Annotated in this window: 17 protein-coding genes; 7 read left to right on the top strand and 10 right to left on the bottom strand. The window is 60.0% G+C overall.

The genetic code is table 11. The features are described 5' to 3' along the window. Positions 1-2 precede the first annotated feature (2 nt). From GSR16_RS02885 to GSR16_RS02855, 7 genes are all read right to left on the bottom strand, one after another. Positions 3-1,259: a GGDEF domain-containing protein gene (locus tag GSR16_RS02885; RefSeq protein WP_159875057.1), complete on the bottom strand. Its 1,257-nt coding sequence runs from the start codon at positions 1,257-1,259 to the stop codon at positions 3-5. Next, complete coding sequence (locus GSR16_RS02880) at positions 1,256-2,425, bottom strand: GGDEF domain-containing protein (RefSeq protein ID WP_159875056.1); 1,170 nt, start codon at positions 2,423-2,425, stop codon at positions 1,256-1,258. Before GSR16_RS02880 ends, GSR16_RS02885 begins: the two co-directional genes overlap by 4 nt. Positions 2,426-2,590: 165 nt before the next feature. Then, positions 2,591-3,205, bottom strand: a complete 615-nt coding sequence (locus GSR16_RS02875) for a peroxiredoxin (RefSeq protein ID WP_159875055.1) — start codon at positions 3,203-3,205, stop codon at positions 2,591-2,593. Positions 3,206-3,438: 233 nt separating this feature from the next. Next, complete coding sequence (locus GSR16_RS02870; RefSeq protein ID WP_159875054.1) at positions 3,439-3,708, bottom strand: hypothetical protein; 270 nt, start codon at positions 3,706-3,708, stop codon at positions 3,439-3,441. Between the two features lie 119 nt (positions 3,709-3,827). After that, positions 3,828-5,630, bottom strand: a complete 1,803-nt coding sequence (gene aspS / locus GSR16_RS02865; RefSeq protein WP_159875053.1) for an aspartate--tRNA ligase — start codon at positions 5,628-5,630, stop codon at positions 3,828-3,830. Between the two features lie 77 nt (positions 5,631-5,707). After that, positions 5,708-6,361, bottom strand: coding sequence for a DUF502 domain-containing protein (locus GSR16_RS02860; protein ID WP_159875052.1), 654 nt, complete (start codon positions 6,359-6,361; stop codon positions 5,708-5,710). A 6-nt stretch (positions 6,362-6,367) separates the two neighbouring features. Next, complete coding sequence (locus tag GSR16_RS02855) at positions 6,368-6,616, bottom strand: FmdB family zinc ribbon protein (RefSeq protein ID WP_159875051.1); 249 nt, start codon at positions 6,614-6,616, stop codon at positions 6,368-6,370. 274 nt (positions 6,617-6,890) lie between these two features. On the opposite strand from GSR16_RS02855, the gene fabI reads away from it, so the two are divergent. From fabI to GSR16_RS02840, 3 genes are all read left to right on the top strand, one after another. Further along, the gene (gene fabI, locus GSR16_RS02850; protein ID WP_159875050.1) at positions 6,891-7,667 is read left to right on the top strand and encodes an enoyl-ACP reductase FabI; all 777 of its coding nucleotides are present in this window, start codon (positions 6,891-6,893) and stop codon (positions 7,665-7,667) included. A 66-nt stretch (positions 7,668-7,733) separates the two neighbouring features. Beyond that, on the top strand, positions 7,734-8,663 hold the full coding sequence (locus GSR16_RS02845; RefSeq protein WP_159875049.1) for a phosphate acetyltransferase: 930 nt from the start codon (positions 7,734-7,736) through the stop codon (positions 8,661-8,663). Beyond that, the gene (locus GSR16_RS02840; protein ID WP_159875048.1) at positions 8,660-9,817 is read left to right on the top strand and encodes an acetate/propionate family kinase; all 1,158 of its coding nucleotides are present in this window, start codon (positions 8,660-8,662) and stop codon (positions 9,815-9,817) included. The genes GSR16_RS02845 and GSR16_RS02840 overlap by 4 nt, the downstream gene beginning before the upstream one ends. A 105-nt stretch (positions 9,818-9,922) precedes the next feature. Here the strand turns inward: GSR16_RS02840 and rpsT are convergent, their stop codons facing one another. Continuing rightward, a complete protein-coding gene (gene rpsT, locus GSR16_RS02835) occupies positions 9,923-10,186 on the bottom strand; it encodes a 30S ribosomal protein S20 (protein ID WP_045847229.1) in 264 nt (87 codons plus the stop codon). A 121-nt stretch (positions 10,187-10,307) separates the two neighbouring features. Between rpsT and murJ the strand changes: the two genes are divergently transcribed. Genes murJ through queF form a run of 3 tightly spaced genes read left to right on the top strand, consistent with a single transcriptional unit; the run spans position 10,308 to position 13,494 of the window. Further along, on the top strand, positions 10,308-11,843 hold the full coding sequence (gene murJ, locus GSR16_RS02830) for a murein biosynthesis integral membrane protein MurJ (RefSeq protein WP_159875047.1): 1,536 nt from the start codon (positions 10,308-10,310) through the stop codon (positions 11,841-11,843). A 3-nt stretch (positions 11,844-11,846) separates the two neighbouring features. Next, a complete protein-coding gene (locus GSR16_RS02825; protein ID WP_159875046.1) occupies positions 11,847-12,608 on the top strand; it encodes a CPBP family intramembrane glutamic endopeptidase in 762 nt (253 codons plus the stop codon). A 46-nt stretch (positions 12,609-12,654) separates the two neighbouring features. Beyond that, positions 12,655-13,494: an NADPH-dependent 7-cyano-7-deazaguanine reductase QueF gene (gene queF / locus GSR16_RS02820; RefSeq protein ID WP_159875045.1), complete on the top strand. Its 840-nt coding sequence runs from the start codon at positions 12,655-12,657 to the stop codon at positions 13,492-13,494. 69 nt (positions 13,495-13,563) lie between these two features. On the opposite strand, the gene GSR16_RS02815 is transcribed toward queF, so the two are convergent. Then, on the bottom strand, positions 13,564-14,244 hold the full coding sequence (locus GSR16_RS02815) for a pseudouridine synthase (protein WP_159875044.1): 681 nt from the start codon (positions 14,242-14,244) through the stop codon (positions 13,564-13,566). 164 nt (positions 14,245-14,408) lie between these two features. Here GSR16_RS02815 and GSR16_RS02810 point away from each other — a divergent pair, with 164 nt between their 5' ends. Beyond that, positions 14,409-15,119, top strand: coding sequence for an alanyl-tRNA editing protein (locus tag GSR16_RS02810; protein WP_159875043.1), 711 nt, complete (start codon positions 14,409-14,411; stop codon positions 15,117-15,119). 79 nt (positions 15,120-15,198) lie between these two features. Here GSR16_RS02810 and parE read toward each other — a convergent pair whose 3' ends face one another. Continuing rightward, positions 15,199-17,163: a DNA topoisomerase IV subunit B gene (gene parE / locus GSR16_RS02805; RefSeq protein ID WP_159875042.1), complete on the bottom strand. Its 1,965-nt coding sequence runs from the start codon at positions 17,161-17,163 to the stop codon at positions 15,199-15,201. Positions 17,164-17,241: the final 78 nt, after the last annotated feature.

Here is a 17,241-nt window from a genome sequence, read left to right as displayed (position 1 = left end):
ATTCAGGATGAATGAGAAAAGCGTTTGAGCGGCACATCAACCAGATCACTGGCAAGGCAAATCCGGTTGCGGCCACGATGTTTGGCGGCATAAAGCGCCAGGTCGGCCTGTTGCAGGCAATGATTGACCTGCTCGCCAGGCTGGCAGGCAACCACCCCGGCCGAGATGGTTTGCTGCCATGAGGCCGGCAACGCTTCCCAGCGTGACACGGCCAGTTGCTGACGAATGCCATCCAGGCAGGCGGCCAATTCGGCTTCCTGCATGGCAGGGGCCAGCACCACGAATTCTTCTCCGCCATAGCGGAACATCTGCAAGCCGTCCGGCAGCAATTGGCTGACCTTCTGCACCAGTTGCTCCAGCACCGCATCGCCAGCCTGATGGCCGAAGGTATCATTGACCTGCTTGAAATGGTCCAGGTCCAGAATGGATAGGGACCAGCTGCTGCCGCTGGCAATGCTGTCGGCGGCGTACTTGTCCAGTTGCCTGCGCAGCGCCCGCTGGTTGAAACAGCCGGTGAGCGCATCGCACTCCAGCAATCGCTCCCCTTCGGCAACAGCCATCTGCAGCGCCTGCCGGTTCTCTTCCAGGCTAACCCGCTGCATGGTGGCCTGTACGTGCATTTCCACCAACTTGTCCATCATGTTCTGATTGGCATGTTTGAGCTGCACGGTGTCAAACAATGTCTGCTGGAAACCACGTACAAAGCGCCATTGCGATAACAGATAGATGCTCACACCCAAGAGGGCCAGCAGCTCCAGCCTTTTCCCGCCATTGAGGAGGGAAAATACCGGAAACGCCCAGAACGCGGCAAAAAACAGCACGTGAATGTCGCGGCAGGCTGCCATCATGATGCACAGCAGCGCAAAAATGCCGGCTACCCACAGCAGCAACAGCATCTGGTAGGCCGGATCAGGCTGTACCGGAGCCATGAACCAGATACAACCACCCCACAACAGACTGCTGGCCAGCAGGCAATCCCGCACCGCCGGGTAGTACTGATAAACGCTAAGCGGATGAGTGTCATGCTGACGACATTGCCGGATAACCAGGATCAGCCGCCACTCCACCAGCCAGAACAGGCCCATCCAGCACAGCATGCGCCATAGCGATGCCTCACCGTAGGCAATCCAGGCCAGCAGTGGGGTGCTGCATACCGCCGGGGCGATGGAAGCATGGGCAGCATCCACGAAGTAGCGCGTAAGGTCGGCCTCTTCACGCCAATGCGGGTTTTGCTGCTGCAGATAGGCCAGCCGCTTCATGCATGCCCCCTTGCAGCAGCTTCGGCTGCGGCCTCGGTCATCACCTGATTACGACCAGCCCGTTTGGCGGCATACAGCAAGGTGTCCGCCCGCTTGATAAGCTGCGGCACATCCAGCCCATTTTTCCAGGCCACCAACCCTATTGATACGGTTACCACACGCATTCCAATCAGTGCCGACCAGTCATGCTGCTGTACCAGATTGCGAATGTGCTCCAGCCGCAGCAAGGCCGCATCCTGAGTCATCCCCTCCAGCAGCAGCATGAATTCCTCGCCACCGTAGCGCCCCAGACTATCGTTGCCGCGCAGTTCGCCCCCTACCAGCCGGCTGGTCTGGCGCAAGACTTCGTCACCAGCCAGATGACCAAAGCCGTCATTGATGGATTTGAAGTGATCCAGATCCAGCATGGCCAGGCAGAATGGCTGACCAGCAACCGCCTGGGCAACCAACTGGTCCGCCCGCGTCATCACCGCACGCCGGCTCAGCACACCGGTAAGCGGATCATGCGCCACCAGCGCTTCTACACGCGCCAGCGCCTCGTCCAGTTGACGACTTTGCTCCTCCAACTGCTGGTTGTATTCATCCAGCTTGTGCTGCTGCTCGGTCATGTCCAGCAGCAGGCGGTTGTTTTCTTCCCGGACCGCATAGCTTTCCCGCAGATAGCGGTGCAAGGGCCAGGTCATCGTCACCAGCACGGCAGTAAACAGCAGCACCGACATTCCGGCCAGCCGCAATACCGGAATTCCGGTCCCCCATAGCTTGGTTTGCACAATCAGCAGCATCAGGCCCAGCACCAGCACCGGCAGTAACTTTACCCCGGTCAGATAGGCCGCGTAGGCAGAGGCGACACCTGCCAGCCACAGCAACACCACGATCAGATAAAGCGGGTCATTGTCAGGCACCAGCCACCAGACGGCGCTGCCCCACCAGGCAGCGGCCAGAATGGTAGCCAGGACGAACAGGCGAAAATGCGGCAGGGATACTCCCTGTCCTGCACCGGCGATGCGTAATAACCGAGAGGTAAAGACAAAGTAGAGACACTGCCAGGCAAACAGACCGCCCCACCAGCAAGCGATGTTGCCCCAGGGAGAGTGCAAACTCATCGCCAGCGCCAGCAATGCACCGCCAACCATGGAATACGGCTGGGCGGCGCGAAAGCGCTCCATGATGTGCAGCCTTACTGCGGTCTCTTCTCCGGCGGAAGAAAGGCTCAAATTGCCCCCCGATGTCTGGTCTGGTCTTTACTCATGTATAGCAGACGCCATGAAAAACCCCGCGTAAAGCGGGGTTGCAGTATGACTTTTTCGTCGACAGGAGCGACGTGGAAGCTATTACAGCTGGGCGGCGTTTTCCGCCAGGTAGGAAGCAACGCCTTCTGCGTTCGGCTTCATGCCCTTTTTGCCCTTGTTCCAGCCTGCCGGGCAGACTTCACCGTGTTCTTCGGTGAACTGCAGTGCGTCAACCATGCGGATCATTTCGTCCACATTGCGGCCCAGCGGCAGGTTGTTTACCACCTGATGCTGTACCACACCAGCCTTGTCGATCAGGAAGGAACCACGGAAGGCCACGCCACCGTCGGCTTCCACATCAAAGGCCTTGCACAGTTCGTGCTGGATGTCGGCGACCAGAGTGTAGCCAACCTGGCCGATACCACCCTTTTCTACCGGGGTATTGCGCCATGCGGCATGGGTGAACTGGCTGTCGATGGACACGCCGATCACTTCTACATTGCGGGCCTTGAATTCAGCCAGACGGTGATCAAAAGCGATCAGCTCGGACGGGCAAACAAAAGTGAAATCCAGCGGGTAGAAGAACACGACGGCGTATTTGCCGGCGGTAGCTTCCTGGAAGGAGTAGTTGTCAACAATCTGACCATCGCCCAGAACGGCGGAGAAGGTTTTTTCACCAGCGAAGAACGGTGCTTGCTTACCAACGAGTACGGCCATGCGGATCTCCTTGCGTTTTTGATGTGACAGCGTTTGCGGTATCGGGCAATACGAAAACGCTGCGGAATGCGGGGGCTTTATAAATCAGCCGACAGACGACGGGCAAATTGTAAATCCATATCGTGTCGATAAAGTTTCACAATGGCAGCCCTGCCCTGTCAGGCCATTCTGATTAGATGCGGGTGCCACGCTTTGGTTTCAAGCCATGCAGACCGCTGCCCTGTTGGACTGGTTCAGGATTTTTCCTGCAAGCGATGACTGGCACTGGCGTCCAGCTCCAGCCCATAAACCTGTTTGAGCTGGCGGATGCGCTCCAGCGACTCTGCACCAAACGCTACCTTGCCATCGAAGGCGTGCAAGACGATACCTTCCAGCAAGTCGCCAAGCGTGATGTCGTGGTATTCCGCCATGGCCTTCAGCACTTTGAGTAGGCGCTTTTCGATTTTCACCCCGGTCTGGGTGCGCTCAACCACAATGGTTTTGTTTTCTGTCTGCTGTGTCATGTTGCCCTCCGTGAATTGAGCACAATAATACACAAATACATATGTACATGTATAATTTTTAGATCAAAAAAAACGGACACCCAGGTGTCCGTTCTTGTGTGCTGCCATTGCCATCAGGCTCAGGCAGCCGGTTCGGCTTTCTGGCGCAGACGCAGGTTCAGTTCGCGCAGCTGCTTGTCGTCCACCGCATTCGGGGCGTTGGTCAGCAGACACTGGGCGCGCTGGGTCTTGGGGAAGGCAATCACGTCGCGGATGGATTCGGCACCGGCCATCAGGGTAACCAGACGGTCCAGACCAAAGGCCAGGCCACCATGCGGCGGCGCGCCGAACTTCAGGTTGTCCAGCAGGAAGCCGAACTTGTTCTGCTGCTCTTCCGGAGTAATCTTCAGCGCAGCGAATACCTTTTCCTGTACGTCGGCACGGTGGATACGCACGGAACCACCACCGATTTCCCAACCGTTCAGCACCATGTCGTAGGCACGTGCCAGGCAAGCACCCGGATCGGTGTCCATCAGGTCTTCATGACCCGGTTTCGGGCTGGTGAACGGATGGTGGCAGGCAGTCCAGCGGTCGGCTTCTTCGTCGTGTTCGAACATCGGGAAGTCCACCACCCACAGCGGACGCCATTCACGGACGAAGTAACCGTCCTTCTCGCCACGCTCGTGACCAATCTTGATACGCAGCGCGCCAATGGCTTCGTTCACCACCTTGGCCTTGTCGGCACCAAAGAAGATGATGTCGCCGTTGTCGGCACCGGTACGTGCCATGATTTCTTCCAGCGCAGCCACCGACAGGAACTTGACGATGGGCGACTGCAGGCCGCTGGTTTCGTCGTTGGTGATCTTGCTCTTGTCGTTGACCTTGATGTAGGCCAGACCCTTGGCACCATAGATGCCGACAAACTGGGTGTATTCGTCGATTTCCTTGCGGGAAATGGCGGCACCGCCCGGTACGCGCAGGGCAACCACGCGGCCGTTCGGCAGATCTGCCGCGCCACGGAAGACCTTGAATTCCTCGGTCTTCATCAGGTCGGTCAGCTCGGTGAACTTGAGCGACACGCGCAGGTCCGGCTTGTCCGAGCCATACAGGAACATGGCGTCGTTGTAAGTCATGCGCGGGAACTTGCCCAGCTCGACATTCATCACGTCGCGGAAGATTTCCTGCGCCATGTTTTCGGTGATGTCCATGATCTCGTCTTCGTTCAGGAACGAAGTTTCGATATCGATCTGGGTGAATTCAGGCTGACGGTCGGCACGCAGGTCTTCGTCGCGGAAGCACTTGGTGATCTGGTAGTAGCGGTCGAAGCCGGCCACCATCAACAGCTGCTTGAACAGCTGCGGCGATTGCGGCAGGGCAAAGAATTCGCCCGGATGCACGCGGGACGGCACCAGGTAGTCACGCGCACCTTCCGGGGTGGAGCGGGTCAGCATCGGGGTTTCGATGTCGATGAAGCCTTGCTTGTCCAGGTGATTGCGCACACCCATGGCTACGCGGTAGCGCAGGCGCAGGTTCTTTTGCATCGGTGCACGGCGCAGGTCGATCACGCGGTTGAGCAGACGGACGTTTTCCGAGATGTTCTCGTCGTCAATCTGGAAGGGCGGCGTGGCAGCGCTGTTGAGGATTTCGATTTCCTTGGCCAGGATTTCGATTTCGCCGGAAATCATCTTGCTGTTGGCGGTGCCGGCCGGGCGCTCGCGCACGATGCCGGTAATGGCCAGCACGTACTCGTTACGGCTGCTGTCGGCCAGCTTGAAGGCTTCCGGGGTATCCGGATCAATCACCACCTGCACCAGGCCTTCGCGGTCGCGCAGGTCGATGAAGATCACGCCACCGTGGTCGCGGCGACGGTGAGCCCAGCCTTTTACGGTGACGGTCTGGCCGAGGTATTTCTTGTCAATAAGTCCGCAGTAATCGGTACGCATCGGGTAACCCTTGTATTGAATTCTGTATCTTTAAATCTGGATAAACGGGCGTCTGCCGGGCAAGGCCGGCAAACGGCCTAAGCCTGCTGATTCTTGTCGCTGCACAGAGCGTCTGCCGCCGGCACCGGAACCACCACGCCCATGGAAATCACGTATTTCAGGGCATCGTCCACGCTCATGGCCAATTCACGTGTATCGCGCTTGGGCACCATGATGAAGTAGCCGGAAGTCGGGTTCGGCGTGGTCGGCACATACACGCTGACGTGTTCTTCCGCGCCCATTTCCGCCACCACCTGCGGTGCCGGTGCCCCGGTCTGGAAGGCTACCGTCCAGCTGTCCTGGTGAGGCCAGCGTACCAGCAGCGCTTTCTTGAAAGCCTGGCCTGAATCCGACAACAGCGTATCGCTGACCTGCTTGACGCTGCTGTAGATGGATTTGACAAAGGGCGTGCGCGACAGCATTCCGTGCCAGAAATCCACCAGGCGCTGGCCCAGTACATTAGCAGCAAACATGCCTGTACCCAGCAGCATCAGAAAGGCAAACACCACGCCCAGGCCGGGAATGCTGAAACCGAACAGCTGCTCGGGCTGCCATTCGTGCGGCAGCAGCTTCAGCGTCTGGTCCAGCGAGCCGATGATCAGGCTCAACACCCACAGGGTGATGCCCAGCGGCAGCCAGATCAGTAAGCCGGCCACCAGATAGCCCCGTACGGTCATCTTGATTTGTGTCATGGGGGATTAAGCGCACCCGCCGCCGCAAGAGCCGTTGCCACAGCTGTGACCGCCGCCGCCGGAAGAAGCGCTGCCGTTCTTGAAGTCGGTTTCATACCAGCCAGAGCCCTTAAGCTGGAAACCGGCAGCAGACAGTTGCTTGTGGTAATCGGCGCTGCCACAAGCCGGACACTGGGCGATCGGCTCATCGCTCATTTTCTGCAAATGTTCCTTGGCTGCGCCACAGGCGGTGCAGCGGTATTCGTAGATCGGCATATTCCTTGCTCCAACCACTATGTAAATGGCATAAATGGCGTATTCTTGCTACAGTGCAACATGCAATTTTGCTACGCTGCACAATAACTGCGGTGGTCTGACCTATGATGCAAATTGCGGTCAGGGCGGGCAAATGCAAGTAGCCAGCCCGCAAACTTACCATTATATCCGACTGACGCCGCAATACAAAAATGCTGTTTTTCACGCACTCGCAATATCGCGCTGCCACGATGCATCAAAGCTCATTTCCACCAGGTCGACCCAAGAGGATTTCATGGACAGCATTCGTAACATCATTAATGGCAAAAAAGGCCTGATTGTCGGCATCGCCAACGAAAACAGCATCGCCTACGGCTGCGCCAGCGTTCTGCGCGAGCTGGGAGCCGAGGTGGCCGTCACCTATCTGAACACCAAGGCGGAAAAATATGTCCGTCCGCTGGCCGAAAAACTGGACGCGCCGCTGGTGATGCCGCTGGACGTGGAGCAACCCGGCCAGATGCAACAGGTATTTGCCGACATCGAACAACACTGGGGCAAGCTGGACTTTGTCATTCATTCCATTGCCTTCTGCCCGATGGAAGACCTGCATGGCCGGGTGGTGGATTGCTCGCGTGATGGTTTCCAGCAGGCCATGCATGTGTCTTGCTACTCCTTCGTCGAGATGGCCCGTCACGCCGAACCGCTGATGAAGGATGGCGGCTCGCTGATCACCATGAGCTACTATGGTGCCGACAAAGTGGTGGAAAACTACAACATGATGGGACCGGTAAAAGCTGCACTGGAAAGCGTATCGCGCTATATGGCCAGCGAACTGGGGCCCAAGGGCATCCGCGTGCATGCGGTATCGCCCGGTCCGCTCAAGACCCGCGCCGCCTCCGGCATCGCCCATTTCGACCAGTTGATCGACGACGCCATCGCCCGTGCGCCGCAAAACAAGCTGGTGGATATCGAAGACGTGGGCATGACCTGCGCCTTCCTGATTTCCAATGCCGCCCGCAGCCTCACCGGCCAGACCATCTATGTCGATGGCGGCCACCACATCATGGCCTGATGCCACGGCGGCCAGCGCCTGCGCTGGCCTGCCTCCCCTATTCTGCTCGCGCCCCGGAGAACATCCATGACCCGCGATGACAAAGCATTTGACGACATCCTGCAACAAGCCGCCGCCCTGGGACCGCTGCCCATGGCTGTGGCCCATCCCTGCAGCCGCGAGGCACTGCTGGGCGCGGTAGAAGCCGCCGACCACGGCATTGCCACCCCGATACTGATCGGCCCGCGCAGCAAGCTCCACAAACTGGCGGAAGAACTGGACGTGGACATCAGCCGCTTCGAACTGATCGACACCCCGCACAGCCACGCCTCCGCAGAACAGGCGGTATCACTGGTACGCGAAGGCTATGCAGACATCCTGATGAAGGGCAGCCTGCACACCGACGAATTCATGAGCGAAGTACTGGCACGCAATACCGGCATCCGCACCGACCGTCGCATCAGCCACGTTTTCATCATGAAGGTGGAAAGCTACCCGCGTTATCTGTTCATCACCGATGCCGCCATCAGCATCGAACCCGACCTGATGACCAAGCGCGATATTTGCCAAAACGCCATCGACCTGACCCATGCACTGGGCATTGCCCGCCCCAAAGTCGCCATTCTGGCCGCCGTGGAAACCATCAACCCGGCCATGCGCGCCACGCTGGATGCCGCAGCACTGTGCAAGATGGCCGAACGCGGCCAGATCAAGGGCGCAATTCTGGACGGCCCGCTGGCCTTCGACAACGCCATCTCGCATGAGGCTGCCGACACCAAGGGCATCGTATCGGAAGTGGCTGGCGACCCGGACATCCTGCTGGTGCCTGATCTGGAGTCCGGCAATATGCTGGCCAAGCAGCTCACCTATCTGGCAGCCGCCGCATCCGCCGGCATCGTGATGGGCGCGCGCGTGCCCATCGTACTGACCAGTCGCGCCGAAGACGCCACCGGTCGCCTGGCCTCGGCAGCCGTGGCCAATGTGCTGGCGCACCGCCGTCGCGGAGCCAGCCAGTGATCAAGGCGCTGATTGCCGTCAACGCCGGCTCCTCCACCCTCAAGTTCCGTGCCTATGCCATGGAGGGCGGCGCGCTGCTGATGCGTGGCCTGATTGATCATTTCGGCCAGAAACACACCAGCCTCAGCCTGCATGACACCCTGCACCAACAGCTGGAAGAACGCGAGCTGGGCGATGACAGCCGCGAGGCCGCCGTGGCAGCCATGCTCAACACCCTGGCCGATCACGGTATTGCCGTGGCCGCCGTGGTACACCGCGTGGTACATGGCGGCAGTCGCTTTCATGCCGTTACCCGGCTGGACGACAGCATCTGCCAGGCCCTGGAGGAGTTCATTCCGCTGGCACCACTGCACCAGCCAGTCAGCCTGCAAGTAATCCAGGCCTTCCAGACGGCAGATGACACCTTGCCGCAGCTGGCCTGCTTTGATACCGCCTTCCATGCCAGCCAGCCAGAAGTAGCCACCCGCTTCGGCATCGCCCGCCACTGGCATGAAGAAGGCGTACGCCGTTACGGCTTTCACGGCTTGTCCTATGCTTCCATCAGCCGTCGGCTGGCCGGACTGGGGCTGGCGGGCAGCAAAGTAGTGGTGTGTCATCTGGGCAGCGGCAGCAGCGCTTGCGCTATCCAGCAGGGACAAAGCGTAGCCTCCAGCATGGGATTTTCTGCCGTGGACGGGCTGATGATGGGTACACGCCCCGGCTATCTGGACCCGGAAGTGGTGCTGTACTGGATGGAGCACGAAGGCATGGGCGTAAGCGATGTGCGGCGCGAGCTGTACAAGAACTCCGGCCTGCTGGGCGTTTCCGGTGGTGTGTCGGCGGATATGCGCGAACTGCTGGCCAGCAGCCTGCCAGCAGCGCGCGAGGCAGTTGAGCTGTTCTGCTATCGCATTGTGCGCGAGATTGCCTCGCTGGCCGCCGCCATGAAAGGGCTGGACGCCATCATCTTTACCGCTGGCGTGGGCGAGCATTCTGCCGAAGTGCGTGGCCGGGTGCTGGGTCAGTTGGGCTGGCTGGGCTTTGAGGCCGACCATGCCGCCAATCTGGCGCATGCCCGGCAACTGACAAGCGCCAGCAGCCCGCATCATGCCTATGTACTAGCCACCGACGAAGAAGGCGAAATGGCCAGACAAGCATTTTCCCTGCTTGCCTAGTCGCGCAATTGCGTGGCAAAAGCACAACATCACCCGCCACGCAGACAAACAAAAAGCCCCGCAACAGCGGGGCTTTTCTGCGTATCTTTCAGCGCGAAGCTGGGATCAGGCCATGGCCTTGATCTGAGCGGACAGACGGCTCTTATGACGAGCTGCCTTGTTCTTGTGGAACACGCCCTTGTCAGCGATACGATCGATTACTTTGGTGGAAGCGTGGAACACAACCTTGGCCGCAGCCTTGTCACCACCTTCAATTGCCTTAAGCACTTTCTTTACTGCAGTACGGAACGCAGTACGCAGGCTGGCGTTGTGCGCGCGCTGCTTAAGGGCTGTGCGTGCACGCTTGCGAGCTTGTGCGCTGTTAGCCATGAATCTTTCTCCTGATGAGCGGAATCTGAAACCCGCGATTCTAAGCCTTAACAGCAGGTTTTGCAACAATAAACCCGCCAGCGTAAACTAGCCGGCTTGCTCAACCCGCCACCCCCACTCAATGAACCTGCTCAAGGCGCTGGCTGCTGTCAGCAGCATGACCATGGTGTCGCGCATTCTCGGCCTGGTCCGCGACACCCTTATTGCACGCGTATTTGGTGCCGGCATGTCGGCAGATGCCTTCAATGCCGCCTTCAAGATTCCCAATATGTTGCGCCGCCTGTTTGCCGAGGGCGCGTTCTCGCAAGCCTTCGTGCCTATCCTGGGCGAATACAAGAACCAGAAAACCGAAGAAGAAACCCGCCAATTCGTGGCCAAGGTAACCGGCGTACTGGGTTCGGTGCTGCTGCTGGTCACCGCCATCGGCATGCTGGCCGCCCCGGCCATCATGTGGATTTCCGCCCCCGGCTTTTATCGCGAACCGGCCAAGGCCGCGCTGTTTGCCGACATCCTGCGCGTATCCTTTCCTTATATCTTTTTCATTTCGCTGTCCTCGATGACCGGCAGCATTCTCAATAGCTGGGGCAAGTTCTCGATTCCGGCCTTCACCCCTACCTTTCTGAACCTCAGCTTCATCGTGTTCGCCCTGTTCTTCACCCGCAGCTTTCACCCGCCCATCATGGCCATGGCCTGGGCGGTGTTTGTTGGCGGGCTGATCCAGCTGGTTTGGCAACTACCCTTCCTCAAGCAGATCGGCATGCTCACCATGCCCATCTTCGACTTCAAGGATGCCGCGGTATGGCGGGTGATCCGCCAGATGGGCCCGGCCATTTTCGGCGTATCGGTGGCGCAGATTTCCTTGCTGATCAACTCCACCTTCGCCTCCTTCCTGCCCACCGGCAGCGTGTCCTGGATGTATTACGCCGACCGGCTGATGGAATTTCCTTCCGGCGTGCTGGGCGTGGCGCTGGGGACCATCCTGCTGCCGTCCTTGTCCAAGCATGCGGCCAGCAAATCAGACAGTGAATTCAGCGTGTTGCTGGACTGGGGCATCCGCCTGTCCTTGCTGCTGGCGGTACCCGCCACCGTGGGGCTGGGCTTGCTGTCCGGCCCCTTGCTGTCCACCCTGTTCATGTATGGCCGCTTTACCGCCCACGACGCACTGATGTCGCAACAGGCAGTAATTGCCTACTCCTTCGGCCTCTTGGGGCTGATTCTGGTCAAGGTGCTGGCGCCGGGCTTCTATGCCCGGCAGGACATCAAGACGCCGGTGCGCATTGCGCTGATTACCCTGGGCTGCACCCAGTTGATGAATCTGGCTTTTGTCTTCCCGCTCAAGCATGCGGGCCTGGCACTGTCGATTGGCCTGGCCTCCTGCCTGAACGCCGGCCTGCTGCTCTCCACCCTGCTCAAGCGCAAGATCTACCAGCCGCAAGCAGGCTGGAGCAGCTTCCTCGGCAAGATGGCACTGGCCATCCTGGCCATGGCTGCTGTACTGCTCGCGCTGCAATGGCTGCTGCCCATCCACTGGGATGGCCATGCCTGGCAGCGTGTAAGCTGGCTGACCTTGCTGGTGGTGGCTGGTGCCATCACTTATTTCGCCATGCTGTTTGCGCTGGGCTTCCGGCCGCGCCAATTCATGCGCAAGGAGCACTAAGACGTGCCCACATCATCACCGCTGCCCGCGGCAGACCGCCAAGCTGCCGCCGTGCTGTTGGTGTGCTGCCTGAGCCTGACCTTGCTGTACTACCCGGCCAACAGCCACTGGCTGCTGGACTGGCTGCGCAATATGCAGCCAGCTTGGGCCGCTGTCTTCCAGCGCCTGGTAGTACACAACCCGGACACCCAGCTCTACCGCGCTGTGTTTTGGTCGCTGGCCAGCGTAGCCAGCTACTGCTTGCTGCCGCTGCTGCACATCAAGCTGGTGCTGCGCCGCCCGCTGCGCGATTTTGGCCTAGCCCTGCCCAGTTGGCGTTTGCTGCGCACGGATGGCAAGCTGTTCCTGCTGTTTTACGCCATCATGCTGCCACTGGTGTGGTGGGCGTCGGCACAGCCGGGTTTCTTGCAGATCTACCCCTTCTTCCGCCTTGCCCCACAAGAAAGCCTGTGGCCGCACTGGGCCTGGTGGGAGCTGTTATACTTCGCCCAATTTGCCGCGCTGGAGTTCTTCTTTCGCGGTTACATGGTGCACGGCCTCAAATTGCGCTTTGGCGTATCCGCCATCTTCGTGATGCTGCTGCCTTACTGCATGATTCATTTTGAAAAGCCAGTACTGGAAAGCCTGGCCGCCATCATCGCCGGCATGGCACTGGGTACGCTGAGTTATCGTTATCGCTCGATCTGGCTGGGTATCGCCCTGCATTGTAGCGTGGCCCTCACCATGGACTTGATGGCGCTGTGGCGCAAAGGCCTGCTGCTCTAAGCGGCAAGCGCCGTGGCCGGCTCGCTTTTTTCACGGAATCCCTCTCATGACCACTCCGCACCTGACTCCCGATCTCTCCCCGCTGGGCAAAACCGTCAGCTACCAGGACCAGTACGACGCCAGCCTGCTGTTTCCCATCGCCCGCCAGAGCAAGCGCGCTGAAATCGGCGTGGACGAACAGGCCCTGCCTTTTGCCGGTGTGGATATCTGGACCGGTTTCGAGCTGTCCTGGCTGAATGCACGCGGCAAACCCCAAGTGGGCATTGCCACCTTCCGCATTCCGGCTGACAGCCCCAACCTGATCGAATCCAAGTCGTTCAAGCTCTACCTGAACAGCTATAACCAGACCCGCATCGCCAGCCTGGCCGAGTTGCAGGCCCAACTGGCACTGGACCTGTCCAACGCTGCCGGTGGCACCGTCACGGTCAGTGTGCAGCTGCCACAGGACTTTGCCGCAGAACGTATTGCCGAGCTGGACGGCGACTACATCGACGAGCAGGACATCGCCGTGGACAACTACGCGCCCTGCCCGGACATCCTGCGTGCAGATACCGGCAATATCGTCAGCGAAACCCTGTGCAGCAATCTGCTGAAGTCCAACTGCCTGGTCACCGGCCAGCCGGACTGGGGCAGCGTGCAAATCCGCTACACCGGCCCGCAACTGGACCGTGAAGCGCTGCTGCGCTACCTGATCGGCTTCCGCCAGCACAACGAATTCCACGAGCAGTGCGTGGAGCGCATCTTCACCGACATCCTGCGGGCCTGCGCGCCGGAACAGCTGACGGTATACGCCCGCTATACCCGCCGTGGCGGCCTGGACATCAACCCCTGGCGCAGCAATGCCGAGCAGGCACCGCTGGAGAACACCCGCACCGCACGACAGTAAGTAGGCTGTCCAAAGTAAAAAAGCCTGCTTGTCATCCAAGCAGGCTTTTTTGTGGGCAAAATCCGGCCATCAAAACGGCATCGCCGCCTCAAATTCCATTTCTTCACGGGTAATCGGGTGGCGCAACACCAGTCGCGAGGCATGCAGTAACAGCCGATCGGCCTTGGCCAGTACCTCAGGCGGTGCATAGATGTCATCGCCCAGAATGGGATGGCCGCTTTCCAGATGCAGCATGTGCATGCGCAACTGGTGGGCGCGGCCGGTTTGCGGGTCCAACTCCATGCGCGAGGTCTGGCGTGTGGTGTCGCGCGACACCACACGGTAATGGGTGATGGCCTGCTTGCCTTCAACATGGTCGATTTTCTGGCGTGGGCGATTGGGCCAGTCGATGATCAGGGGCAGGTCGATGGTGCCGCTATTGCTTTCCACAATACCGTCCACCACCGCGATATAGCGCTTCTGCACCTTGCGGTCCATAAAGGCGATGGATAGCGCCCGCTGCATGGCCGCGCCACGGCCAAACACCACCAGGCCGGATGTGGCCATGTCCAGCCGGTGTACGGTCAGCGCATCCGGATACACTTTCTGCACCCGGCTGATCAGGCAGTCGTCCTTGCCTTCGCCGCGGCCCGGGACCGACAGCAGGCCGGTGGGCTTGTCCACCACCAGCAGGCAGTCGTCGACATAGATGACCGCAAGGCCGGTATCCGGCGGCGGGGTGTAGTTTTCCAGATTATGGGCTTGGCTCATGGCGGCAACAGGGGAACAGAATAAGTAAAGAGCGGCGATTATCTTACCCCCGGCGCGGCTTCACAAGCTGTCACTCTGCATTTGCCGGGGAATTGCCACTTGAAATGGCAGCGCAACGCCATCACCCTGTCATGATCAGATCATTCCCCATGCAAGGAGCTGTCATGCCGGAGCGCTTTTACCTCGACCCATACCAAACCACCCTGCAAACCACGGTCATCCGCCATGACGATGCCGGCCTGGTACTGGCAGACACCCTGTGTTACCCGCTGGGTGGTGGTCAACCGGGCGACACCGCCACGCTGACGCTGGCCGATGGCAGCTCGCTGGCCATCAGCGATACCCGCCGCAACCGCGAAACCCGCGAGATCATCCACCTTACCGCTGCCGACGCCCCACGACTAGAAGCGGGCAGCGCCGTCACCCTGACGCTGGACTGGGCGCGCCGTCACCGCCACATGCGGGTGCATACCGGCCTGCATCTGCTGTCGGTGGTGATCAAGGCCGGCGTGACCGGTGGCAATCTGACCGCAGAAGGCGGACGGCTGGATTTTGATTTGCCGGAAGGCATGGAGCTGGACAAGGACGAGATCGAGGCTGGCCTGAATGCGCTGGTGGCACAGGACCTGGCGGTGAGCATCCAGATGACCAGTGGCGAAGCATTGAAAGCCCGTCCGGAGCTGATCAAGACCATGTCGGTCACCCCGCCGCTGGAGCTGCCGGAAATCCGCCTGATCGAAATCGACGGTGTCGACCTGCAACCCTGTGGTGGCACCCATGTGCGCCGCACCGGCGAAATCGGCCGCCTGCTGGTGAAAAAGATTGAAAGCAAGGGCGCGCGCAACAAGCGGGTGGTGGTGACGCTGGCAGACTAAACCCGGCCTTTGCCGCAAGGCCGCCATGAAAAACGGGACCATAGCGGTCCCGTTTTGCTTGTGCCTGCCAGCGGCGCAATCAGATATCCGCTTCCACCTCGTTACCCTTGGCTTCCATCCAGCTACGGCGGCTGGAGGCCTCGCCCTTGCCCATCAGCATGACAAAGGTGGACAGGGTTTGCGCCAGCTCACCCGGACGCACCTGCACCCGCGACAGGCGACGGGTATCCGGATTCATGGTGGTGTCTTTCAGCTGTTCCGGGTTCATCTCGCCCAGACCTTTGAAGCGGGAAATCCCCCAGCTGCCTTCGCGCACATTCTCGCTACGCAGACGGTCGAGGATGGCATTGAGCTCGCCCTCGTCCAGCGCGTAAATCTTGCGCGGCGGACGGTTCTTGCCCGAACCCGGCACATCCACGCGGAACAGCGGCGGCTGCGCGATGTAGATATTGCCGTTTTCGATCAGGCGCGGGAAATGACGGAAGAACAAGGTGAGCAGCAGCACCTGGATGTGCGAGCCGTCCACGTCGGCATCGGACAGGATGGCGATCTTGCCATAGCGCTGGCTGGACAGGTCCGGATGATCATCCGGCCCGTGCGGATCCACGCCGATGGCGACGGAAATATCGTGAATTTCGGCATTGGAAAACAGCTGGTCCTTGTCGGTTTCCCAGCTGTTGAGCACCTTGCCGCGCAAAGGCAGGATGGCCTGGTATTCCTTGTCGCGCGCCAGCTTGGCCGAGCCACCGGCAGAGTCACCCTCTACCAGGAACAGCTCATTGCGCTCGATGTCTTCGCTTTCGCAATCGGTCAGCTTGCCCGGCAGCACCGCCACGCCGGAGCCTTTTTTCTTTTCCACCTTCTTGACTGATTTCAAGCGCGACTGCGCCTGGCGGATGGCCAGCTCGGCAATCTTCTTGCCCGCTTCCACGTTCTGGTTCAGCCATAGCTCCACCGGGTCGCGCGACAGGCTGGAAATCAGCTTGAGCGCATCACGGCTGGTGAGCTTATCCTTGGTCTGGCCCTGGAATTGCGGGTCCAGCACCCGGGCCGACAGCACGAAGCGCACCCGGCTCCACACGTCCTCTGCCATCAGCTTGACGCCGCGCGGCAGCAGGTTGTGGTGGTCGATGAAGCTCTTCACCGCATCGAACACCCCGGCACGCAGGCCAGCTTCATGGGTACCGCCAGACGGGGTGGGAATCAGGTTGACATAGCTCTCGCCGCTGGCACCGTCCTCGAACCAGGCCATCGCCCACTGCACGCCTTCGCCCTTGGCAAATTGCTCGTGGTCGTCACCGATATAGGCTTCGGCGGCAAACAGCGGCGCAATCGGCTCGTCGCCGTTGCACAGCTCGGCCAGATAGCTCTTCAGGCCCTGCGGGTACTGCCACACCTTGACCTCGTCACCACTGGGTTTCTCAACGGTCAGCGACACGGCCACGCCGGGCAGCAACACCGCCTTGGCGCGCAGCAGGCGTTCCAGCTCCGGCAAGGAGTAACGCGGGCTTTCAAAATACTTGCCATCCGGCCATACCCGTACCCGGGTGCCGCTGGTGCGCGGGCCGCAGTCGCCAATGCGGGCCAGGGGTTCGATCACGTCGCCGCCGGAGAATACCAGACGGTGCACACCTCCCTCGCGCTTGACCTCGACTTCCAGCCGGGTGGACAAGGCATTGGTCACCGACACACCTACGCCATGCAAACCACCGGAGAAGGCATAGGCGCCACCGTCTTTCTTGTTGAACTTGCCACCGGCGTGCAGGCGGGTGAATACCAGCTCCACCACCGGCACGCCTTCTTGCGGATGCAGGCCCACCGGAATGCCACGGCCATCATCTTCCACCGACAATGAACCATCCTGGTGCACGGTAACGGCAATCTTGCGAGCATAGCCACCCAGGGCCTCGTCAGCCGCGTTATCAATCACTTCCTGACAGATATGGGTGGGGTCGGTGGTGCGGGTATACATGCCCGGCCGTTCCTTGACCGGCTCCAGCCCCTTGAGCACTCGTACCGAAGATTCGTCGTACTGTTGAGTCATAAATTTATCGTCGCCTGTAGCGGCCCTGCGTGGCAGGGCCAAGCCTGGTGATGTTGCCACCCCTGCCATGCGGCAGGG

The organism is Aquitalea denitrificans (assembly GCF_009856625.1).
In the GTDB taxonomy this organism is placed as follows: Bacteria; Pseudomonadota; Gammaproteobacteria; order Burkholderiales; family Chromobacteriaceae; genus Aquitalea; species Aquitalea denitrificans.
This window is presented reverse-complemented; position numbering and strand designations above follow the sequence as displayed.